Annotated in this window: 19 protein-coding genes and 1 pseudogene; 13 read left to right on the top strand and 7 right to left on the bottom strand. The window is 59.0% G+C overall.

Annotated features, from left to right (window positions below; all coding sequences use genetic code 11):
• Nucleotides 1-105: 105 nt before the first annotated feature.
• Together QWJ10_RS17835 and QWJ10_RS17840 are read left to right on the top strand one after the other, a co-directional pair.
• Nucleotides 106-390 carry a hypothetical protein gene (locus QWJ10_RS17835; protein WP_289928533.1) on the top strand — a complete coding sequence of 95 codons (285 nt, stop codon included), beginning with the start codon at nucleotides 106-108 and terminating at the stop codon, nucleotides 388-390.
• A gap of 206 nt (nucleotides 391-596) precedes the next feature.
• Nucleotides 597-2,402 (top strand): phenylacyl-CoA dehydrogenase, encoded by a 1,806-nt coding sequence (locus QWJ10_RS17840; protein WP_289928535.1) that lies wholly within the window; start codon nucleotides 597-599, stop codon nucleotides 2,400-2,402.
• Between the two features lie 79 nt (nucleotides 2,403-2,481).
• Here QWJ10_RS17840 and QWJ10_RS17845 read toward each other — a convergent pair whose 3' ends face one another.
• From QWJ10_RS17845 to QWJ10_RS17860, 4 genes are read right to left on the bottom strand one after another with little or no spacing between them, the layout of a single operon-like run.
• The gene (locus QWJ10_RS17845; RefSeq protein ID WP_019366673.1) at nucleotides 2,482-3,381 is read right to left on the bottom strand and encodes an HlyD family secretion protein; all 900 of its coding nucleotides are present in this window, start codon (nucleotides 3,379-3,381) and stop codon (nucleotides 2,482-2,484) included.
• Between the two features lie 12 nt (nucleotides 3,382-3,393).
• Nucleotides 3,394-3,594 carry a DUF1656 domain-containing protein gene (locus QWJ10_RS17850; RefSeq protein ID WP_010796023.1) on the bottom strand — a complete coding sequence of 67 codons (201 nt, stop codon included), beginning with the start codon at nucleotides 3,592-3,594 and terminating at the stop codon, nucleotides 3,394-3,396.
• A complete protein-coding gene (locus QWJ10_RS17855) occupies nucleotides 3,584-5,776 on the bottom strand; it encodes an FUSC family protein (RefSeq protein WP_289928541.1) in 2,193 nt (730 codons plus the stop codon). Before QWJ10_RS17855 ends, QWJ10_RS17850 begins: the two co-directional genes overlap by 11 nt.
• Nucleotides 5,777-5,783: 7 nt before the next feature.
• Nucleotides 5,784-7,286 carry an efflux transporter outer membrane subunit gene (locus QWJ10_RS17860; RefSeq protein ID WP_289928546.1) on the bottom strand — a complete coding sequence of 501 codons (1,503 nt, stop codon included), beginning with the start codon at nucleotides 7,284-7,286 and terminating at the stop codon, nucleotides 5,784-5,786.
• A 170-nt stretch (nucleotides 7,287-7,456) separates the two neighbouring features.
• On the opposite strand from QWJ10_RS17860, the gene QWJ10_RS17865 reads away from it, so the two are divergent.
• The 3 genes and pseudogenes from QWJ10_RS17865 to QWJ10_RS17875 all read left to right on the top strand — a co-directional run bounded on the left by QWJ10_RS17865 (nucleotide 7,457) and on the right by QWJ10_RS17875 (nucleotide 9,791).
• On the top strand, nucleotides 7,457-8,431 hold the full coding sequence (locus QWJ10_RS17865; protein WP_289928549.1) for a LysR family transcriptional regulator: 975 nt from the start codon (nucleotides 7,457-7,459) through the stop codon (nucleotides 8,429-8,431).
• 151 nt (nucleotides 8,432-8,582) lie between these two features.
• A pseudogene (locus QWJ10_RS17870) lies at nucleotides 8,583-9,455 on the top strand (DMT family transporter); the annotation flags it as partial.
• A 36-nt stretch (nucleotides 9,456-9,491) separates the two neighbouring features.
• Nucleotides 9,492-9,791 (top strand): DUF2218 domain-containing protein, encoded by a 300-nt coding sequence (locus tag QWJ10_RS17875; RefSeq protein WP_289928714.1) that lies wholly within the window; start codon nucleotides 9,492-9,494, stop codon nucleotides 9,789-9,791.
• Between the two features lie 170 nt (nucleotides 9,792-9,961).
• Here the strand turns inward: QWJ10_RS17875 and ubiA are convergent, their stop codons facing one another.
• Genes ubiA through QWJ10_RS17890 form a run of 3 tightly spaced genes read right to left on the bottom strand, consistent with a single transcriptional unit; the run spans nucleotide 9,962 to nucleotide 12,505 of the window.
• Nucleotides 9,962-10,906 (bottom strand): 4-hydroxybenzoate octaprenyltransferase, encoded by a 945-nt coding sequence (gene ubiA / locus QWJ10_RS17880; protein ID WP_289928552.1) that lies wholly within the window; start codon nucleotides 10,904-10,906, stop codon nucleotides 9,962-9,964.
• 57 nt (nucleotides 10,907-10,963) lie between these two features.
• Nucleotides 10,964-11,506 (bottom strand): chorismate lyase, encoded by a 543-nt coding sequence (locus QWJ10_RS17885; RefSeq protein ID WP_289928554.1) that lies wholly within the window; start codon nucleotides 11,504-11,506, stop codon nucleotides 10,964-10,966.
• Nucleotides 11,507-11,551: 45 nt separating this feature from the next.
• Entirely contained in the window at nucleotides 11,552-12,505 is a 954-nt protein-coding gene (locus QWJ10_RS17890; RefSeq protein WP_289928556.1) for a LysR family transcriptional regulator, read from the bottom strand.
• 233 nt (nucleotides 12,506-12,738) lie between these two features.
• Here QWJ10_RS17890 and QWJ10_RS17895 point away from each other — a divergent pair, with 233 nt between their 5' ends.
• The 8 genes from QWJ10_RS17895 to QWJ10_RS17930 all read left to right on the top strand — a co-directional run bounded on the left by QWJ10_RS17895 (nucleotide 12,739) and on the right by QWJ10_RS17930 (nucleotide 20,957).
• Nucleotides 12,739-13,662: an amidohydrolase family protein gene (locus QWJ10_RS17895; RefSeq protein WP_289928557.1), complete on the top strand. Its 924-nt coding sequence runs from the start codon at nucleotides 12,739-12,741 to the stop codon at nucleotides 13,660-13,662.
• A 266-nt stretch (nucleotides 13,663-13,928) separates the two neighbouring features.
• The gene (locus QWJ10_RS17900) at nucleotides 13,929-15,269 is read left to right on the top strand and encodes an MFS transporter (RefSeq protein ID WP_289928559.1); all 1,341 of its coding nucleotides are present in this window, start codon (nucleotides 13,929-13,931) and stop codon (nucleotides 15,267-15,269) included.
• Nucleotides 15,250-16,434, top strand: coding sequence for an L-rhamnonate dehydratase (gene rhmD, locus QWJ10_RS17905; protein WP_122041457.1), 1,185 nt, complete (start codon nucleotides 15,250-15,252; stop codon nucleotides 16,432-16,434). Before QWJ10_RS17900 ends, rhmD begins: the two co-directional genes overlap by 20 nt.
• Before the next feature lie 51 nt (nucleotides 16,435-16,485).
• Complete coding sequence (rhaM, locus tag QWJ10_RS17910; protein ID WP_177411890.1) at nucleotides 16,486-16,812, top strand: L-rhamnose mutarotase; 327 nt, start codon at nucleotides 16,486-16,488, stop codon at nucleotides 16,810-16,812.
• A complete protein-coding gene (gene rhaT, locus QWJ10_RS17915) occupies nucleotides 16,812-17,870 on the top strand; it encodes an L-rhamnose/proton symporter RhaT (protein WP_289928565.1) in 1,059 nt (352 codons plus the stop codon). The genes rhaM and rhaT overlap by 1 nt, the downstream gene beginning before the upstream one ends.
• A gap of 42 nt (nucleotides 17,871-17,912) precedes the next feature.
• Nucleotides 17,913-18,683: an SDR family NAD(P)-dependent oxidoreductase gene (locus tag QWJ10_RS17920; protein ID WP_289928568.1), complete on the top strand. Its 771-nt coding sequence runs from the start codon at nucleotides 17,913-17,915 to the stop codon at nucleotides 18,681-18,683.
• Nucleotides 18,684-18,742: 59 nt separating this feature from the next.
• A complete protein-coding gene (locus QWJ10_RS17925; protein ID WP_019366659.1) occupies nucleotides 18,743-20,125 on the top strand; it encodes an MFS transporter in 1,383 nt (460 codons plus the stop codon).
• A gap of 31 nt (nucleotides 20,126-20,156) precedes the next feature.
• Nucleotides 20,157-20,957, top strand: coding sequence for an HpcH/HpaI aldolase/citrate lyase family protein (locus QWJ10_RS17930; protein WP_019366658.1), 801 nt, complete (start codon nucleotides 20,157-20,159; stop codon nucleotides 20,955-20,957).
• The last annotated feature ends 12 nt before the right edge of the window (nucleotides 20,958-20,969 follow it).

A 20,969-nucleotide genomic window follows, 5' to 3' on the forward strand; every position in this document is an offset into this window, starting at 1 on the left:
AACTGACGCTAAGCGAAGCGGCAAGCATGACGTTTTAATCATAGGGTTCGATGCCGGAATCTGCTTCAATGGCCAAACGCCTCAAGCAGTTAAAGGGAGCGGCTTATGAATATTTCCGGAAACAGTTTCACTTACGGGGCGGCGGCCTATCAGGCTGGCCAGTTCCGTGTCGATCAGGCCGGTGCAGCCATTGCGGCCAGCAGCCTGCCGAATGATGCGCAGACACGTGTCGACCAGGTTCGCAGCGTCGATGGAGCTTCTCAGAATCAGGCAGATAAGGCCGCACAGCTGGTCGAGTTGCAAGCGGGTAAGCGCGAGGCCCTGGCGGGCTCTCGAGTTATCCAGGCAGCCAGTGCAACATTGGGAAGCCTTATCGATACCTACGCCTGACCTCTGTTCCCTCCAGGGGGAGAAGGTGTAATACAAGCGCCGCGGGTGGATAACCACTCGCGGCGTTTTTGTATCCAGGTGTCGCCTGTGGTCAGACACGCTTGACAGGCCTCAGAGGAAAACATAAGTTTCAAACAACTGTTTAACGCCGGTCAGGAGATCCCTGCGGCGCCTTCCCATAAAAATGCATTCCAGAGGTAACAGTCATGCCTGACTACAAGGCTCCCTTGCGTGATATCCGCTTTGTCCGTGACGAACTGCTGGGTTATGACGCGCATTACCAGAGCTTGCCCGGCTGCCAGGATGCTACCCCGGATATGGTTGCCGCCATTCTTGAGGAAGGCGCCAAGTTCTGCGAGCAGGTCCTGTCGCCGCTGAACCGTGTCGGTGACAAGGAAGGCTGTGTATGGAGCGAGTCGGGCGTGAAGACGCCGACAGGCTTCAAGCAGGCCTATCAGCAATTTGTAGAAGGTGGCTGGCCAAGTCTGCCGCATGATCCTGCTCATGGCGGCCAGGGTCTGCCTGAGTCGCTGGGTATTGCCTTGTCGGAAATGATCGGCCAAGCCAACTGGTCCTGGGGCATGTATCCAGGCCTTTCCCATGGCGCGATGAACACTATTGAAAGCCATGGTACCGACGAGCAGAAGCACACCTACCTGACCAAACTGGTTTCCGGCGAATGGACGGGCACCATGTGTCTGACCGAGCCTCATTGCGGCTCCGATCTGGGTATGCTGCGTACCCGTGCCGAGCCGCAGGCTGACGGTAGCTACGCGATCAGCGGAACCAAGATATTTATCTCTGCCGGTGAACATGACCTGACCGACAACATCGTGCATATCGTGTTGGCCCGCCTACCTGACGCACCGGCGGGTACCAAGGGTATCTCACTGTTCATCGTACCCAAGTTCCTGCCCAATGCCGAAGGGGGCATAGGCGAGCGCAACGGTGTGACCTGCGGCTCCATCGAGCACAAGATGGGTATCCACGGTAACGCCACTTGTGTCATGAACTTCGATAGTGCCAAAGGCTTCCTGATCGGCCCGCCAAACAAAGGCCTGAACTGCATGTTCACCTTTATGAACACGGCGCGGGTGGGGACGGCCTTGCAAGGTCTGGCCCATGCGGAGATCGCCTTCCAGGGCGGTATCCGGTATGCCCGTGAACGCCTCCAAATGCGCTCCCTGACCGGGCCAAAAGCGCCTGACAAGGCCGCTGACCCGATCATTGTCCACCCGGACGTCCGCCGCATGTTGCTGACCATGAAGGCGTTCGCTGAAGGCAACCGTGCCATGATTTACTTTGCTGCCAAGCTGGTAGATGTGACCCGTTACAGTCAGGATGAGGAAGAGCGAAAGAAAGCCGATGCGCTGCTGGCCTTCATCACGCCGATTGCCAAGGCCTTCATGACTGAAGTGGGCTTCGAAGCGGCTAGCCATGGCATGCAGATCTATGGCGGTCATGGTTACATTTCTGAATGGGGCATGGAGCAGAACCTGCGAGACAGCCGTATCGCCATGATGTACGAGGGTACTACTGGTATTCAGGCCATCGACCTGTTGGGTCGTAAAGTACTGATGACCCAGGGTGAGTCGCTCAAAGGCTTTACCAAGATCATTCACAAGTTCTGCCAAGCGCAGGAAGGCAATGCTGAGCTCAAGGAGTTTATCGAGCCACTGGCCAAGCTGAACAAGGAATGGGGCGAAATCACACTGAAGGTCGGCATGGCCGCCATGAAGGACCGTGAGGAAGTAGGCGCTGCGGCGGTGGATTACCTGATGTACTCCGGCTATGTCTGCCTGGCGTACTTCTGGGCCGATATGGCGCGTGTAGCCAGCGAGAAGCTTGCTGCCGGAACCGATGAGGCTGCGTTCTACAAGGCCAAGCTGCAGACTGCGCGTTTCTATTATCAGCGCCTGCTGCCACGTACCCGCATGCATGTCGAAGCGATGCTGGCAGGGGCTGGCAGCCTGATGGATGTGGCGGAAGAGGATTTCGCTCTGGGTTATTGATTCGCCAGGGCTGAAAACCAAAAGGGCTGCGCCTCTCGGTGCAGCCTTTTTATTGGTCGATTGTTAAGGCAGCTCGGTATCAGTCGGCAAAGCCCAGCCAATTGTGGTGGTCATGACCTGTACCGTCGTCGAGCACGACCGTACAGGTGGTACCAGCAGACAGCTCCATGCCTTCAGGCACTTCATCGATGGCAATGCGCACCGGAATTCGTTGCGCCAGGCGCACCCAGTTGAACACCGGGTTCACATCGGCGATCAGCTCGCGGCTCTGCGGGTTGTCCCGATCATAGATACCCCGGGCAATGCTCTCTACATGGCCCTTAAGCACCATGCCGCTCATCATTCGCATTTCGGCGGGTGCGCCGATCTTCACGTGGGGCAGTTTGGTTTCTTCAAAGTAGCCATAAACCCAGTAGGAGTTCTTGTCGATGATCGCAAGCTTGGGTGCACCGGCCGAAGCATAATCGCCACGGTAGACCAGGAGGTTGGTGACATAACCATCCACCGGCGCCACCACGCGGGTGCGGGACAGGTTCAGGCGGGCCGCCTCAAGCTGAGCCAGGGCCTGCTTGTAATCTGCCTCGGCCGACGCGGCAATGCTGCTGGCATCTTCACGGCTCTCCTTGGAAACGACCAGGCTGTCTATATCGGCGCGGCGCTTGGCGTTTTGCAGGCGCATGTCCAGCGTTGCCTTGCGCGAAGCGACCAGGGCTTCGGCCTGATGCACGGCAATCTCGTAATGAGACGGATCGATCTGCAGGAGCAGGTCGCCTTTTTTGACCAGCTGGTTGTCATGCACCGGCACGTTGACCACAAGGCCCGACACATCCGGTGCGATGTTGATGACATCGGCGCGCACGCGTCCGTCCCGCGTCCACGGATCGTTCATGTAATGCACCCAGAGCAGCCGGCCTATCACCAGTGCGGCTACCACGACGATCAGGGTCGCCAATACGCTAAAAAGGTTCTTCAAGGTCATGGAACAAGGCTCTCAACGATAGACGGTCAGCGCCATGACGCCATAGATGCAGGCGAACAGGCTCAGGCGGAACAGGGAGGGGTGCCAGGTAAAGCGATACAGCCCAATGCTGGCGAACAGGCGATCAACGACCCACATCACCAGCAGGCCGACAATGAACAGCACGGTAACGGTGGGCAGGTACACACCGTGGAAAGCAATCTCACGAGGCATGGGCGATTCCTGTGACGGGCTCGCTCGGCGCAGCGTACTGCGCCAGGGGCGCGTGCGGGTCGAGCAGGGAGGTTCGAATGAAATGCAGGAAGCTCTGGATGCGACGCAGCGGCGACTCATCGAAATGCTGGCTATAGGGCTCACGCTGCGCTTCAACGCAGGCAATGGCCTGGTCCACAGCGGTGAGCGCACGTTGCAGATTGGTCTGGCTTGGCTTCAGGAACAGGCGGGCCAGGGCACGTCCCATGGCGCGGATCGACTGACGCCAAGGGGACGCTTCGGCAAATCGAGGCTCGGCCGGTAGGCGCTCCTGCTCCTGACGCAGCTCAATGATGGCCTGACCGACTTCCTGGACCGTAAAGGTCCAGCCCAACAGCGCCTTCTGTACCTGCGGACGGCCATTGGCCAAACCGTAGGCCTGATTGAGCAGGTCGCGCGTGGCGCTTTCAAACCGGCTCGAAAGGCCTGGCAGCGGGTCACTCGTTACGCGAACCACCTGACGGCGCAGGTCACGCTCCAGGCGCCTCCAGAGCCAAGCGCTGTTGGGTGGGAGCAGGATCGAGGAAATCGCGGCTGTGGTCGCCATGGACAGCAGTACGGCGATACCGTTGTTGATGAAGTTTGACGGGTCATACACCGGTGGGTTGTCGGGAATCGAGGTAAAGCAGAAAAACACCATGCTACCCAGCCCGTAACCCATGTAACCCGGACGCAGGGCCACAAAGCTGCCCAGCATGAAGACGGATGCCAGGGCGAACATGAGCATCCAGTATCCATCCAGTTGGGTAAAGACGAAGAAGTTCATGAAAAAGCCTACGGTAACGCCGAAAAATGCACCGATGGCCATCTGTTGGGCGGTCTTGTGGGGCATCGGACTGGACGAGGCGAGGGCGGCCACGGCAGCCGCGTTGGAGGCGAACATGCCGCCATAGGGCCAGGCCGTCATGATCCAGAACAGGCTGAGCAGCAGCACCATGAGGGCAGTTCGTACGCCTGCCACGGTTGATGCCATGGCATTGGCCTTGGCCACGAAGCGCGCCTTCCATTGCTCGCGTACATGGTGCGGAGCGGCCAGGGACGCGTGGGTCTGGACGTAATTGTGCAGATCGTCCACCAAACGGAAGAGCAGCTCGGCAGCCGTCTCGAAGTCCAGCCGATCTTCTTCGGAGGGCGCGTTGGCAAGTAGCGAAGCACGGGCTTCCCGAATGCGTACGCGGGTGTGGTCGCTTAAGGCCGAGAGACGTTCAGCGACCGCTGCCGCGTCCGGTGGTGTCAGCGGCTGACCACGCACGCTGTCCAGGAGCTCCAGAAATGCAGCCTGCGCCATGTCGAATGCCGACAGTACAACGTCAGCCTGACGCTGGCGCAACCGTAGAAGCAGTCGACTCAAGGCATGCAGGCGGGTCGTCATGGTCATGAATTCACTGTTCAGCCGCGAGAGACGACCGCTGCGCATGCGCATGTGCGGATCTTCAAAGGCTGTAGCGCTGCGCATGTTTTCAAGCCCGACGGCCTCGGCGGCATAGCGCACTCCACCGCTCTCCACGACATGCCGCTCCAGCTTGCCACGCAGCACATCGGCTACGTAGCCTGCAAAGGTGCCAAAGCGGTTGTACAAGGCGTTGCGCATGGCTGCGCCTGTGGTCTGCGGAAAAAGGGCTGCCGAGACGATACCGCTGCAGATAATGGCCAATGAAATCGCCAGCACCCGCATAACCGCTGACATAAAAGCACCCTCAGGGCTCATGACAGCGGGAATACCGATCAGCGCTGCGGTATAGCCTGCCAGCACACAGCCGTAGCTGCGCATGTCGCGATAGCGCATGGCGCCGGCCGTGCACAGGCCAATCCAAACTGACATGCAGATCAGAAACGGCACCCGCTCTTGGGCAAACAGGGCAACCAGCGCCAGCATGGCGATCAGGCCTGCTACCGTACCTAGCAACCGATAGACGCTTTTGGCAAATACCTGGCCGCTCTGCGGCTGCATCACGATGAAGACGGTGATGACCGCTGAAGATGGGTGCGGCAACTGGAAGCGCATGGCAAGCCAGAGGGTCAGGCCAGCTGCGATCAGTACCTTGAACAGGTAGATCCACATGACACCGTCGCTTCTCGCCCAGGCGTTAAGCGCCTGGCGAAACGCGCTGGTGGAGGGGGTGGAAGTCGTTTCTGCTTTCATGAGGGCCTTAGGGCTTTTTGGCAATATCGACACGTGCCGGTTTCAGGTCCTTTTCGTCCGGGCCGTCTTCAGGCACGATGGCACCGCCACCCAGAGCGGTAATCAGGCCGGCCTGGGCGCTCAGACGCATGGCCTGGACCTGTTGCTCCACCCGCTGCTGGGCAAACAGACGGGTCTGGGCGTCCAGTACATGCAGGTAATCGGTCAGGCCGCGCTCGAAGGCCTTGCGGGCAATGTCGTAGGTGCGCTGTGCCGCTTCCACGGACTCACGGGCCATGTCGGCCTGCTTGTTGGCCGAGTCGAGACGAATCAGGTTATCGGAGATGTCCTTTAGCGCCTCGATGATGGTCTGGTTGTAATGTGCAACCGCAGCGTCATAGCCTGCCGATGCGATACCAAGCTGCGAGCGGCGCTCACCGCCATCGAAGATGGGCAGCGAGATAGCCGGACCGAAGGAGTAACCTGTCTTTTTGGCCGTGAACAACTCCTTGAAGGTGCCCATGGTCATCGATTGTCCAATGCTCGCCATCAGATCAATGTTGGGATAGAAATCGGCACGTGCGACATCGACACCCTTGGCGTTCATGGCAACCTGCCAACGGCTGGCCACCACGTCGGGACGATGACCTACCAGCTCCAGCGGTAAGCGGGAGGGCAGGGTTGGCATGGCGCCCAGTTGCAGCTGCGGGCGTGTCAGCGAGGCGGCGTCGCCAGGGCCTTTGCCGGCCAATGCGGCCAACTGATTACGCGAAAGGGCAATGGCTTCGTCCAGAGCTTCGATCTGTCGATGCGTTTCCGGCAACAATGCTTCAGCCTGGCTGACCTCGAACTGAGTGCCGATGCCGCCCTCCAGCTGACGCTTCGCCAGTTTGGCGATCTGCTCCTGCTGATCCAGTGTTGCCTGGGCTACATCACGTTGCGCATATTGCAACGATAACTGGATGTAGGCTCGCACGATGTTGGTCGTTAGCTCGAGCACCGCAACACGTTCTTCGGCAGCTGCCTGATGGGCGCGATCCAGGGCGCGCTCGCTGTCATCATGCTCGCGTCCCCAGAGGTCGAGCTTGTAGCTGAGCCCCAGGGAGGCGGTGTTGTTCCAGGTGGTACGGTCGGCCAACTCGCCCGGGCCATAGAAGTTATCCGTAGGCCAGGTGTAACGGCGCAGGTCAACGCTGCCATTTATGTGGGGCGCCTCGGCGGATTCCACCAGTCCGGCCATTGCCTTGGCCGAGCGTACCCGTGCCGCTGCGGCTGCCAGCGTCGGATTGTCGGTCAGGGCTTCAGCGATCCACCGATCCAGCTGAGGGTCACGGTAGGCGCGCCACCACTGGCTGGCCGGCCATTGGGCGTCCAGCTTGGCCGCACGGATAGCATCGTCCGTAGCCAGGGTGTCGGCATCGATACGTTGAGCCTCCGGCGCGATACCGTGGGTGCTGATACAGCCCGAGATTGTTGAAGTCAGAACAAAAAAGCTTATGCCAAGCAGCGAATTCTTACAGGGGAATGACACAGAAGGCGTCCAGATATTCGAGGGGGAGAGTCGCTCAAACCTACGTGAATTCTAGGAAACCCCTTGTCTGGAGATAAGCCGGCTGGTTTGTGAATGTTTATCTCACATTTTGTAATAATGGCCCTCTTGCGTTCATGGCAAAATTTATTTGCTAACTAATGAGGGGCATCATGGACACATTGCACAATATGCGCGTTTTCGCCTGTGTTGCCGAAAGCGGCAGCTTTACCAGCGCGGCGCAAGTGCTGAGCACCACCACCGCGCATGTTTCCCGGGCCGTTGCGAGCCTGGAAGCGCATCTGCGTACCCGACTGCTCCATCGAACCACCCGCCGGATCGCCCTGACCGAGGCGGGGCAGCGTTACCTGCTGCGTTGCGAGCAGATCCTGGCTTATGTCGAAGAGGCCGAAGCCGAAGCCAGCGACGCCCATGCGCGGCCAGCTGGCAAGCTGCGTATCCACTCCATGACCGGGATCGGCCAGCACTACATGATCAAGGCAATTGCGGGCTATCGTCAGCAGTTTCCCGAGGTCAACTTCGACCTCACCATGGCTAACCGGATGCCGGACCTGCTCGACGAGGGCTACGATGTGGCGATTGTGGTCGCGACGGAGTTGCCGGATTCCGGCTTTGTTTCCCAGAACATCGGCCATACCTACAGCATCCTGTGTGCGTCGCCTGCCTATGTCGAAGCGCGTGGCCTGCCTCGCAGCCCATCGGATTTGCCAAGTCATGACTGCATGAGACTGGTGAGTCCGGTCGTGCCGCTGGAAAAGTGGGTTTTCGACGGACCCAACGGGCAGGAGATGGTCACCATCGGCACAACCTCGTTCCAGGTCAACGTGGGCGATGCCATGACTGAAGCGATCCAGGCGGGCCTGGGCATTGGAATCCTGCCGATTTACTCCGCCATCGAAGGGTTGCGTGACGGCTCGCTGGTTCGTGTCCTGCCGCAGTATCAACTGCAACAATTGAACGTGTACGCCTTGTATCCGTCCCGTCAGTACCTGGATGCTAAGATCAAGACGTTCGTGGCGTTCCTGCGTGAGCGACTGCCCGGCGTTCTGGAAGCCGAAGAGCACGAGCTGCGCGAGTTCAGCCTGCGCCATGCCTGTGGCGGCGTCCGTCAGGTGCAGCCAGCCTGATTCCCTTCGGCCCTAGTCATGCTTGTCCGGGGCCGTTTCTGCTTTTCTTTCCCGGCTCATCTGTTCAATACTGGGCTTACCCATGCGGGCCAGGCCTTTATGCGATCAAGTGCTTAGCCTGCTAATCAGTAGTGCTCGATCAGGACAATAAATGAGCCTTCAGTCATCTTCCGGCCTTGCCGAGCAACCGCTCAAGGGCATTGGGCTGATTTGTCTTGCGATACTCTTGTTTGCCAGCCACGACACGATGTCCAAATACCTGTCGGGTTTCTACCCGATCGTGATGGTCGTCTGGGCCCGTTACGTTTCCCATACGGTGTTGATGCTGGGCGTCTTCGGGCCTCGCATGGGGATGGGAGTGATCCGCACACGGCGGCCCGGACTGCAGATCGCCAGGGCGTTGTGCCTGATCGGGACCAGCCTGTTCTTTACGGCCGGGCTGCGTTATCTACCACTGGCAGAAGCCACGGCGGTCAACTTCCTCGCTCCGCTGATCGTAACGGCTCTGTCGGTGCCCCTATTGAAAGAGCGGGTGACCCGGCCGCAGTGGATCGCTGTGGTGACCGGCTTTGTTGGTGTTCTGATCATCATTCGCCCCGGTAGCTCGCTGTTTACGCCAGCTGTTCTGCTACCGCTGGGGTCCGCAGTGATGTTTGGTATCTACCAGATCCTGACCCGCATTCTTTCCTCGACTGACAGCCCCACCACCAGCAATTTCATCGCCGGACTGGTGAACAGCTTGATCATGACATCACTGTTGCCCTTCTTCTGGGAGCCGCCGAGCTGGGCGCATGCCATTTTGATGATAGGGTTAGGCGCATGTGGAATGGGCGGACACTTGCTGCTGACCCAGGCATTCCGCTATGCGCCGCCAGCGTTGCTCGCACCCTTCAGCTACGGACAGATTATCTGTGCAGGGTTGATGGGATTCATTTTCTTTGGTCATGTACCTGACGAAGGTGCCCTTGTCGGCATGACGATCATCAGCCTCAGCGGGCTGGCTGTCGCCTGGCAACAGCGGCGTTCACGCAAACCCACCACCGTATCAAGGAGACCGACTATGGCATCGTCTGAGTCCCGTATCGCCACGGCCAATCCAGGCCGCTACATCACACGGTTATGCAAGCACTGGGGACATAAATTTCAGGTAGAGTTCGACGAGGGAAAGGGCTTTATTCAGTTTCCGGCGGGAACCTGCCACTTGGAAGCGCAAGGCGACGTGCTGCTGGCAAAGATCGAGTTTCCTGTTGAAGAATTGGAGCGGATGGAAGGGGTAGTCGCTGATCATTTGCAGCGGATGGGTAGCGGTGAAACACTGCAGATTGATTGGGTCAGGGTCTCATCAAGCCCGACTGAGTGATCGCCTGTGCCAGGGAGGCGGTAAGCGAGTCATTCGTGAAAGCCACCGTAAAGTCACCAGAACCGCTTGTTCCGGTATCCAATAGGCGCTGCGCCCTGGCTTCACGTTCTCTGTAAGTGTGCAGAGAACGTGAAGCGCCGAAGGCATGGGGAAAAGCTGAAGCCGCCTGATCAGCGCACCAAATAATCCACCACAATCCCTATCCAGATTGCCAGGCCTGCCCAGTGATTATGCAAAAAAGCCTTGAAGCATTTCATGGGGTCCCGGTCCCGTGTACTTAGGAATTCCCAGACAAAACACCCTAGCGCCACCACAAGGCCCAGATAGAACCACGCGCCCATGTGAAAGCGCGCACCGGCAAGGAGCAGGCAGAGCAGGGTAAGGCCCTGCAGCGTCGCGATGATGATGCGGTCTGCGTCGCCAAACAGGATGGCAGTGGATTTCACGCCGATCTTCAGATCGTCTTCCCGATCCGCCATGGCGTAATAGGTGTCGTATCCCACCGTCCAGATCACGTTGGCGATGAATAATAGCCAGGCCTCAGGCGGAAGCGAGCCGGTTTCGGCGGTAAAGGCCATCGGCATTCCCCAGGAGAAGGCTGCGCCCAGTACCACCTGTGGATAATAGGTGTAGCGCTTCATGAAGGGATACAGCGCAGCGATACCCAGGGCGCCAAAGGACATCCAGATGGTGATGGCGTTGGTAAACAGCACCAGCACGAAGCTGAGCCCAACCAGCACGGCAAAGGCAATCAGGGCTTCCTTGGTTGTTATCCTGCCGGTCGCCAGCGGACGCGCCTTGGTACGACTGACGTGACCGTCGAAGTTTCGATCAGCAAAGTCGTTGATTACACACCCCGCCGAGCGCATCAGGGCGACACCCAGCACGAAAATGGTGACGTTCTTCACGCTCGGGCGGCCTTCGCCCGCAATCCACAAGGCCCAGAGTGTTGGCCAGAGCAAAAGGTAGATGCCGATAGGCTTGTCCAGTCGCGTCAGTTGGACGAAGTCTTTAATGCGGCTGCTAGGCCGGGTGGTCCCGATGATTTTCTGCGGGGCGGCGGTAGCAAGCGAGGCAGCGGGCTGTGGTTTTTTACGGGAGCGGTTCTTTTTCATTGCGGCGCCGTATCGGAATGAACGAAAGCCCGAGCCGTTTCACGGTGGGCTGGCCGATTATAGCCTTTGATCTTTCAGGAACTGCCAGAACGCCGGCAGAAACACCTCGGCAACCAGTACGCCAAGGCCGTCCCGGCGAAAGACCGAACGCCGAGCCCAGAGCGGCTCCTGATCCTGCACTTCTTCCTGTGGAAGCCAGCCAGCAGGGTAACGCGTGGCCTCCAGCGGGCCGCGGTTAAACGCGTTATCGCTGAACAGCAGAGCGCCTAGTGGGCGTTGGCCCAGTTGAGCCAGCTCAAACCCTGAGGCCTCGAGCGCCTCGCGCGTTGCCACGCTGCGGGCAAACACCCAGCGGGTCTGCGTACCTAACAGGAAAACCTCGCGTACCCAGCCGAACGTCTCCGACGGCGCGTCCAGGGCCTTGCATTCATCTGCCCTTAGCGGCTGACATCCTTCAGTAATGACGTCCACCGCAAAGCGGTTACCGCTGAGCTGCGTCAGGCGCTGGGTCAAGGAACCCTCATCTTCAAACAGCCACTTGCGGGGAGCGTCGCCGTCGAGCTGCGCAGCGTTTTGCCAGAAGGGTATGCGTGGGGTCATGTCAGGTGATCTATCCGTTAGAGGCCCATAGCTTAACAGTCAGGCTTATGGCCTGAGTCCGAGATCATTGGCGCGTCGGCGCAAGAGTTGCAGAAAGGTTTCCAGCTCTTGGCTCAGGGGTTCGTTCTTGCGCAGCAGCACGCCATAGGGCGCCATCTCTTCCTCGATTTCGAGTGGAAGCGGCACGACGAGCCCGGTCCGCAGATAATCCGAGACTACCGTTTCGGACAGCACCAGAATGGCCTCGGTCATCTGCACCAGCTGCAGCATGGCAAAGACCGAACTGCATTCGATCACGTCTCGCGGCGAGGGTAGCGAAAGCCGCTCGAAGGCTCGCTCCAGTGCCATGCGGGCCGGACTGGAGGACGGCTGAAGGATCCAGGGCCATTGGCTGACCAGCTCGCTCAGGTCGATTTGGTCGCGTCCCGCCAGAGGATGATCGGCCCGTACGGCTACGACCAGATGCTCGTTACCCAGCGGCTCGAACTGATAGCGGCTCCGGTCACTCTCCGCATTTTGACGTGCTACAGCGAGGTCAATGGTGCCCTGGTCCAGTAGTTCGATGAGCTGATCGCTGGTGTCTCCCATGATCCGCAGCTTGAGGCGAGGGTACTGACGCTTCATGTCAGCGATGGACTGAACGACCAGATCGGGCGCTGCGCCCATGATGGTGCCGATGGAGAGATACCCATAGCCGCCTTGCTGGCGATCGGTGATGTCTTCGGCGCAGCGGTCGAGCTGCGTTAGGGCGGTGCGGGCAAAGCGCAGGACTTCTTCGCCCAGCGCATTAGGCTTCATACCTCGTGTCTGGCGCTCAAACAGCTCGCAGCCAAAGGCATCTTCGATTTCCTGCAGCATGCGAGTGGTCGCCGGTTGCGACATGTTCAGGGTCTGCGCGGCGCGATGCAGGTTCTGGCTATTGCCCAACGTGACCAGCATGAGCAGGTGCTTGTAACGCAGCCGATTGAACAGGGCGCGCGCGGATGCGGATACGTTCATTGTTGTTCTTCCTTAGCGAACGATGCCGCCTGGGTATCGGTGTTGACCTAATTATTATTGGTAATCACGCGCCATCACAGCTAAAGAGTGGACTCCAACAATAAAAAAGGAATTCACCATGCACACCTCCTTTCTCTCACCTGCCGGCTACGTCATCTATCCGTTGTAGCTACGACGCACACTAACGCTTCGTTATGCGAAGACGACCCTTTCTGATTGGAGGCTTGGCAGCCATGGCGGCACCTGCTCTACAGGCATTCGCACAGGCTCGCGAAACCCTTGCGGTTTACCAGGGACCACGACTTGATGCCCACATTCATCTGTTCGATCCGCACCGCCCGGAGGGTATTCCGTGGCCTGAACCAGGCGATACTATCTATCGCCGCACATTGCCGGACGAATATTTCGCCCAGGCAGCGCCCTTGGGCGTCGTGGGTGCGATTGCCGTAGAGGCCAGCCCCTGGCGAAAGGATAACGACTGGCTGCTTGAGGCCGTACGGCACCATACTGGCATGGTGGGCTTTGTTGGCAATCTGGTGCCAAACGATCAACGCTTTGCGGCTGACCTCGACCGGCTGGCAGCCGAGCCCCTCTTTCTGGGGATGCGCTACGGCAACCTATGGGATCGTGATCTAACAGAAGACCTTCGAAAGCCTGGCTTTATCGAGGGGTTGCGCCTTCTGGCTCAGAGCGTCAGAGCACTGGACAGTGCCAACCCGACGCCACCCCTGATCGCTGCGCTGCTCAAGGTAAGTGATGCTGTCCCAGACCTTCGTATCGTGGCGGATCACTTGCCTAATGCCCAGGTCCCTCCTGCTGAAGAGCGCGCGTACTGGCGAGACCTGGAGACGTTCGCTGCCCGACCCACTGCCTTCATGAAACTCTCCGAAGTGCCGCAGCGCATACAGGGAACAGTGGAGCTGGACGTTGCGTATTACCAGGAGCACCTGGACCGCTTGTGGTCGCTATTCGGCGAAGATCGCATCCTGTTTGGCAGTGACTGGCCCAACAGCGATCACTTCGTCTCGCTGGATAAAACCATTGGCCTGACGCAGGCCTACCTGGCTACAAAAACATCGGTAGCTCAAGAGAAAGTGTTTTATCTCAACTCCAGGCAGGCCTATCGCTGGAAATCGCGACAGGCACAGCAATCATGAGTGATGCATAAAGGGTATCGGATGTAAGTTTATTTCGATTAGTCAGGCATCGCTTCTGCGCTTAGATTCAAGGCGCCTACAACAAAAACAAGGTGACCGTCATGCTCCGCTTGCCTCATGCCGCCCCTACATTCAGATGCCCTCACGCCTGTTTCGACCTTTCTTCCTCTGGCGCTAAACGTCATCGAGAGAGACTGCCCACACGCTAGTGCTTGCCGTCTCGTACGTCGCTCCACGCCCCATAACAATTCCAAGAGGAAACTGGCGTGAACACATTGTCTCCGCACATCATCAAGAAGGTCTCCTGGCGGCTTTTGCCGTTTCTCCTGCTCATGTATGTCCTGGCATTTCTGGACCGCGCCAACGTAGGGTTCGCCAAGGCTGCCTTTCAGGCAGACACTGGCCTTTCGGATGCAGCCTTTGCCTTTGGCGCCGGGATCTTCTTTCTCGGTTATGCCTTTCTAGAGGTGCCCAGTAACCTGATCATGCACAAGGTCGGTGCCCGGCTTTGGATGTGCCGAATCATGGTGACATGGGGCCTGATCTCGGCGGCAATGATGTTTGCCCACAACGAGATGACCTTTTATGTGCTGCGCTTCTTGTTGGGTGTCGCTGAGGCCGGTTTTTTCCCGGGTGTGATTCTCTACCTGACGTACTGGTTTCCCCATCAGGCCCGTGCCAGGGCTATGGGGTTCTTTTATTTTGGCGCACCGCTGGCATTTATCTTCGGAAGCCCACTCTCCGGCCTGCTGCTCGAGTTCGACGGGCTGGGCGGGCTGCATGGTTGGCAATGGCTGTTCATGGTGGAAGGACTCCTGGCGACCGTTGTAGGCGTCTGGGCCTACTGGTATCTGGATAATCGTCCGGGTGATGCCAAATGGCTGACCGTTGAGGAACGCCGGGCGTTGCAAGAGACGCTTGACCGTGAGGACCGCGAAAAGCTCGCCCACGGCAAGAGCCTGCTCAAAGTGCTGACACATCCCGGCGTTCTCTATCTGTGCCTGATCTATTTCCTGATCCAGACCAGCGTCTATGGCGTGGTGTTTTACCTGCCCACGCAGGTGGCGGGGCTACTGGGGCAGAAGGTCGGCTTTATGGTTGGCTTGGTCACGTCCATTCCCTGGGTGTGTGCGCTTGCAGCCGCCTACCTGATTCCGGCCTACTCAGATCGCACCGGTAATCGCCGTGCAACCGCGGCGCTTACCGTCGCTATGGGCGGATTAGGTATTGCCGCCTCGGTAGCGTTCGGCTCGCCGCTGCTGGCGCTGGTCGCTCTGTGTTTTGCCGCCTCTGGGTTCATTGCCGTCCAGCCGATCTTCTGGACGTTTCCCTCAGCTTACCTTGCCGGTAGCGCGGCGGCGGGCAGCATCGCCCTGATCAACTCTATCGGCGCGCTGGGCGGCTTTATGGCACCCAACCTCAAGCGCTGGGCCGAGACGGCCTTTGACTCGACCGCTGCCGGCCTCTACTTCCTTGCCGGCGCCAGCCTTCTGGCCGGTTTGCTGATTCTTGCTGTTCACCGCTTCAGTCCTTCGACGCCCATCAAGCGCGCCGCTACGCCTCTTAATACGCTGCCAGGAGACGCCCATGAGCATGCCCACCATTAAACACGTCCGCGCCTTCACTCTACGGGGCGGCGGTGCGGATTATCACGACCAAGGCGATGGTCATTGGATCGACGATCATATCTCTACGCCCATGGCAAAGTATCCCGAGTACCGGCAGAGCCGCCGCAGCTTTGGTATCAACGTATTGGGGACGCTGGTGGTAGAAGTGGAGGCCAGCGATGGGACGGTAGGCTTTGCTGTTACCACGGGTGGTGAGTTGGGCGCCTTTATCGTCGAAAAGCACTTGGCGCGTTTTATTGAAGGCGCCAAGGTAACGGACATCGAAAAGATCTGGGACCAGATGTTCAACGCCACGCTCTACTACGGGCGCAAGGGCATTGTCCTCAATACCATTTCCGGTGTGGACCTTGCCCTGTGGGACCTACTCGGCAAGATTCGTCAGGAGCCGGTTCATCAGCTCCTGGGCGGTCCCGTACGGGATGAGCTGCAATTCTACGCGACCGGTGCCCGGCCCGACCTTGCCAAGGAAATGGGCTTTATCGGTGGCAAGCTGGCGCTTCAGCACGGCCCCGCTGAAGGTGAAGAAGGGCTGCGCAAGAACATCGAAACACTAGCTACCATGCGTGAGCGGGTGGGAGACGACTTCTGGCTGATGTTCGACTGCTGGATGAGCCTTGACCTCAACTACGCTACCCGTCTGGCCAATGCGGCAAGCGAGTTTGGCCTCAAGTGGATCGAAGAGGCACTGCCGCCGGATGATTACTGGGGCTACGCCGCCCTCCGTCAGCAAGTGCCGAGCGGGATGCTGGTCACTACGGGAGAACACGAGGCGACCCGCTGGGGCTTCCGTATGCTCTTGGAGATGGGCTGTTGCGACATTATCCAGCCGGACGTGGGCTGGTGCGGTGGTATCACCGAGTTGATCAAGATCTCGGCGCTGGCTGATGCACACAACGCGCTGGTCGTGCCCCATGGATCCTCCGTCTACAGCTACCACTTCGTCATTACCCGCACCAACAGTCCCTTCTCGGAATTCCTGATGATGGCGCCCAAGGCGGACAAGGTCGTGCCGATGTTCAACCCACAGCTCTTGGACGAGCCGATCCCGGTCAATGGCCGCATGAAGGCCTCCGTGCTGGACAAGCCCGGCTTTGGGGTACGCCTAAACCCCGAGTGCCAGCTGCATCGACCCTACGATCACTGATAAAGGAGCGCGGCGTGGAGGCACCGCGCCGCCAGACAAGGAACCGCCATAATGCCAACAAAAGCGTTCCGTATGACCTTGCATCCCGGGCAGGCTGAGGAGTACCAGCGCCGGCACGATGAGATCTGGCCTGAGCTGGTCGACGCGCTGCTAGCCGCCGGTGTCGAGGATTACCGAATCTTTCTGGACCCTGAGACGCATGCACTCTACGCCGTACTGACGCACCGCAGTGAGCATGCTTTAGATGACTTGCCCAACTTGCCAGTGATGAAGCGCTGGTGGCATTACATGGCAGACATCATGGCAACGAACCCGGACGAGTCACCGGTAAGCGTGCCGCTCTTGCCCGTCTTTACACTGACGGCAGGAGACGCGTGATGGAGGTCATCCTGCTGGGTGTCATCCTGCATTTTATCGGCGGCTTTGCTTCCGGCAGCTTTTACATCCCTTACAAGAAAGTGCAGGGCTGGGCCTGGGAGAGTTACTGGATCATTGGCGGCCTGTTTTCCTGGCTATTTGTTCCACTGATTGCCGCTGTACTCACCGTCCCCGACTTCACTCGCATTCTTGCAGAGGCAGAGGCCTCCACACTGCTCTGGACCTATATTTTCGGCGTGTTATGGGGCATTGGTGGTCTGACGTTTGGCTTGACCATGCGCTACCTGGGCCTTTCGCTGGGCATGTCCATCATCATGGGCCTGACTTCCGCCCTTGGGGCGCTGATGCCTGCAATCTACAAGGACCTGTTTACCGACGAAACCCGAGGCTCCTTTACTGAGCTGGTCGCCAGTGCAGGCGGGCATTGGGTGCTGGCGGGCGTTGCCATTTCGCTTGTGGGCATTGCCATCTGTGGGCGGGCGGGTGTCATCAAGGAGCGCGAGGTCTCCGAGGCGACCAAGCAGGCGAGTGTGGCGGAGTTTTCCCTGGCCAAGGGGTGGACGGTCGCCATTATTTCCGGCGTGCTCAGTGCCTGTTTCAGCTACGGAATCTCGGCCGGTCGACCTCTCGCCGAGGCGGCTGTGGCGCAGGGCACCAACAGCCTGTTCCAGAACAACGTCACCTTCATGCTGATCATGTGGGGCGGGCTGACCACCAATGCCATCTGGTGCTTGCTGCTCAATCGGCGAAACCGCTCGTTTCACAATTACACCGACTCGCGGACGCCGCTGCTGCGTAATTACCTCTTGGCAGCCAGCGCTGGCACGATCTGGTTTCTGCAATTTTTCTTCTATGGCATGGGTGAGAGTCGGCTCAACAACGACGCCAGCTCTTGGGTGCTGCACATGTCTTTCATCATTGTCGTGTCGAACCTGTGGGGGCTGTATTTCCGTGAATGGCACGGCACCTCGGCACGTAACAAACGCATCCTGCTGACAGGCATCGTGGTCATCCTGGCTTCGATTGCTATGGTGGGGTATGGCAACTATTTGAAGTAGAGACGACTCGGCCCTGACTTTATCGAACCCAAGGAGACAACCATGCTGCTCGCAGACAAGACCGTCATCATCACCGGCGCCTCCCGTGGCATAGGCCGGGCTATTGCCCTGGAGTGCGCCCGACAGGGCGGCAAGGTCGTCATCGGGCACAGCGGTAGCGATTCCAGCAAACCGCAGGTGACCTCGTTGATTCAGGAAATCGAGCAGGCCGGTAGCCGTGCGGTCGACGTAGGGGCCGATGCTGCCGATCCGGACACCGGCAGCAAGCTCGTCAAGGCGGCAGTGGAGGCGTTTGGCAGTGTGGATGTATTCGTCAACAACGCGGGCGTCTGTCCCTTTCACGCTTTTCTCGATATGCCACGCGAGGTCTATTACAAGACCGTAGACACCAATCTTAATGGTGCCTATTTCGCCGTACAGGCAGCGGCCAATCAAATGAAGGAGCAAGGAAGGGGAGGCTCGATCATTGCCGTCAGCTCGATCAGCGCATTGGTGGGCGGCGCGATGCAGACGCACTACACACCCACCAAGGCCGGGCTGCTGTCACTCATGCAGTCCTGTGCCATTGCCCTTGGCCCGTACGGCATACGCTGCAATGCCGTACTGCCGGGCACTATCGAGACCGATATCAACAAGGACGACCTGGCCGATCAGGAAAAACGCGACTACATGATTAAACGGACACCCCTGGGACGCCTGGGAGAGCCGGATGACCTGGCCGGCCCGGTCGTATTCCTCGCATCGGACATGGCCAGGTACGTCACTGGTGCATCCCTACTGGTAGACGGGGGAATGTTCGTGAACTTGCAATAGCGTTTCCGGTTCCGGGTTTATTCGGAACACCGCTCCATTTCGATTCCTGGAGAGCCTTGATGAATAACAACAATATGCAGGCAACAGCGAGTGCAACAACGGGTGTAACAGCGAGTGCAACAACGGGGACTGCGTCTACCTCGCGGGAAACCGTGATCCCGGTCAAGAGTGCCCGGCTCAAGCGTATTCAATGGGTAGCGCTGACGCTGCTGGTGCTGGCGGGGTTCGTCAATTACCTGGATCGCAGCACCCTGGCCATCGCCAACCAGACCATCAGCCAGGAGCTGTCTTTCACGCCGACCGAAATGGGGCTTTTGCTCTCCGTCTTTTCCTGGGCGTACGCCGTGGCGCAGTTGCCGATCGGCGGCATTCTCGACCGCTTTGGTGCCCGTCTGACCCTGGGCCTGGGGATCTGCCTCTGGTCGATTGCCCAGGGCATGCTGGGATTACTCAGTAGCCTGAACCATATGATCCTGGCGCGTATCGGTCTGGGCATCGGCGAGGCCCCTCAATTTCCGGCCGGCGCCAAGGTTGTCAGCGAGTGGTTCAACATTAAGGAGCGAGGGCTGCCGTCTGGTATCTTCAACATGGCGTCCTCCCTCGGGCCGGCAATTGCCCAGCCGATTCTCGCCGCGCTGCTTCTGGGCCTGGGCTGGCGGGCAATGTTCATAGCCATGGGAGTAATGGGTGTAGGCGTGGCGATTGTCTGGTACGCCGTCTACCGCAACCGTGATGAGGTCAGCCTTACCGCGCAGGAACAACACTATCTCGACGAAGGCATGGCCAAGGGTGACAGCACGGGCCGTATGACCTTTGCCGAATGGCGCGGGCTTTTCAAGCTGCGCGTGACCTGGGGCATCGTGTTTGGCTACGTCGGCATCATCTACATGCTGTCGTTGTACCTGACCTGGCTGCCTGCGTATCTGGAGCGGACCCATCATCTGTCCCTTGCCAGCGCGGGTTGGGTCGCCAGTATTCCGTTCCTCGCCGGAGCGGCGGGTGTGATCAGCGGAGGGCTCCTGGTTGACCGCGTGATCCGTGGCGGCGCCAGCGTCAGCCGCAGCCGTAAATGGCCGATCTGCGGCGGCCTGATCGGCGCAGGCTTCTTCACGGTCCTTGGCGCCTATGCCCAGGGCGTCGTCCCGGTCATGGCGTTATTCAGTGCGGCACTGTTCTGCCTGAATGTAGCAGTAGCCGGCACATGGTCCCTCGTCAGCGTGGCTGTACCGTCACGCATGGTGGCCTCCCTCGCCAGCATCCAGAACTTTGGCGGCTATTTCGGCGGTGCCTTTGCTCCAGTCGTGACCGGTATGGTCGTACAGCAGACCGGCTCGTTCACACTCGCCCTGGTCATCGCAGCCCTGATCGCACTGCTCGGCGCTGCGAGCTACTTCTTCGTCGTCAAGCTTCCTGAAAAAGGAGGCCATCTTGCTTCTCACTGATCCCTTAACGTTCAACACAACAGGACTTCTTATGCAGATGCCACACAACGCCTTCAAGGCAGCGCTCAAGCAGGACCAGACCACCTACGGCATCTGGGCCGGCTTTGCTACAGGCTACGCGGCGGAAATCATTGCCAGCCTTGGCTACGACTGGATGCTCATTGACGGTGAGCACGCACCTAATACCGTGCCCACGATTCTGGCGCAGCTCCAGTCCGTCGCACCCTATGCCACTCAGCCCGTGGTACGGGCCGTAACCGGTGACAGCGTGCTGATCAAGCAGCTACTCGATATCGGCGTCCAGACCCTGATGGTGCCTATGGTGGAAACAGCCGAGCAGGCGCGTGAGCTGGTCCGGGCCATGCGCTATCCACCCCATGGTATTCGCGGGGTTGGCGGTGGGTTGGCCCGTGCAACCCGTTGGGATGGTGTGCCGGATTACCTGGCTACTGCCCATGAGGAGCTCTGCCTGATCGTACAGGTTGAGTCGGCCAAAGGGGTCGAGAACGTCGAAGCGATTGCTGCGGTAGAGGGCGTCGACGCGGTCTTCGTCGGTCCAGCGGACCTGTCCTCTGGGTTGGGCTATCCCGGCAATCCAGGTCATCCCGACGTACAAGCCAAGATCCGGCACGCCATCGATGCCACCCGCGCCGCGGGCAAAGTCAGCGGTATTCTTGCCCCTCAAGAGGATGACGCTCGCCGCTACCAGAGCTGGGGCTGCCAGTTCATTGCCGTGGGCATTGATATCAGCCTGATGCGTCAGGCAGCCCTGGATAATCTGCGTCGCTATAAGGAAGGCCCGGCCGTTAGCGCGCCTTCGCGAACCTACTAAAACAAGAGGAAT

It is taken from the genome of Pseudomonas sp. WAC2, assembly GCF_030403525.1.
GTDB lineage: Bacteria > Pseudomonadota > Gammaproteobacteria > Pseudomonadales > Pseudomonadaceae > Chryseomonas > Chryseomonas luteola.

What these genes read in the sequence shown, in the direction of transcription:
- rhaM (WP_177411890.1), top strand. Translation starts at nt 16,486, where the DNA reads ATGCCAACAAAAGCGTTCCGTATGACCTTGCATCCCGGGCAGGCTGAG.
- QWJ10_RS17895 (WP_289928557.1), top strand. Translation starts at nt 12,739, where the DNA reads ATGGCGGCACCTGCTCTACAGGCATTCGCACAGGCTCGCGAAACCCTT.
- rhaT (WP_289928565.1), top strand. Translation starts at nt 16,812, where the DNA reads ATGGAGGTCATCCTGCTGGGTGTCATCCTGCATTTTATCGGCGGCTTT.
- QWJ10_RS17850 (WP_010796023.1), bottom strand. Translation starts at nt 3,594, where the DNA reads ATGCCTCGTGAGATTGCTTTCCACGGTGTGTACCTGCCCACCGTTACC.
- QWJ10_RS17845 (WP_019366673.1), bottom strand. Translation starts at nt 3,381, where the DNA reads ATGACCTTGAAGAACCTTTTTAGCGTATTGGCGACCCTGATCGTCGTG.
- QWJ10_RS17875 (WP_289928714.1), top strand. Translation starts at nt 9,492, where the DNA reads ATGGCATCGTCTGAGTCCCGTATCGCCACGGCCAATCCAGGCCGCTAC.
- rhmD (WP_122041457.1), top strand. Translation starts at nt 15,250, where the DNA reads ATGAGCATGCCCACCATTAAACACGTCCGCGCCTTCACTCTACGGGGC.
- QWJ10_RS17865 (WP_289928549.1), top strand. Translation starts at nt 7,457, where the DNA reads ATGGACACATTGCACAATATGCGCGTTTTCGCCTGTGTTGCCGAAAGC.
- QWJ10_RS17885 (WP_289928554.1), bottom strand. Translation starts at nt 11,506, where the DNA reads ATGACCCCACGCATACCCTTCTGGCAAAACGCTGCGCAGCTCGACGGC.
- ubiA (WP_289928552.1), bottom strand. Translation starts at nt 10,906, where the DNA reads ATGAAAAAGAACCGCTCCCGTAAAAAACCACAGCCCGCTGCCTCGCTT.
- QWJ10_RS17890 (WP_289928556.1), bottom strand. Translation starts at nt 12,505, where the DNA reads ATGAACGTATCCGCATCCGCGCGCGCCCTGTTCAATCGGCTGCGTTAC.
- QWJ10_RS17925 (WP_019366659.1), top strand. Translation starts at nt 18,743, where the DNA reads ATGAATAACAACAATATGCAGGCAACAGCGAGTGCAACAACGGGTGTA.
- QWJ10_RS17840 (WP_289928535.1), top strand. Translation starts at nt 597, where the DNA reads ATGCCTGACTACAAGGCTCCCTTGCGTGATATCCGCTTTGTCCGTGAC.
- QWJ10_RS17855 (WP_289928541.1), bottom strand. Translation starts at nt 5,776, where the DNA reads ATGAAAGCAGAAACGACTTCCACCCCCTCCACCAGCGCGTTTCGCCAG.
- QWJ10_RS17835 (WP_289928533.1), top strand. Translation starts at nt 106, where the DNA reads ATGAATATTTCCGGAAACAGTTTCACTTACGGGGCGGCGGCCTATCAG.
- QWJ10_RS17930 (WP_019366658.1), top strand. Translation starts at nt 20,157, where the DNA reads ATGCAGATGCCACACAACGCCTTCAAGGCAGCGCTCAAGCAGGACCAG.
- QWJ10_RS17920 (WP_289928568.1), top strand. Translation starts at nt 17,913, where the DNA reads ATGCTGCTCGCAGACAAGACCGTCATCATCACCGGCGCCTCCCGTGGC.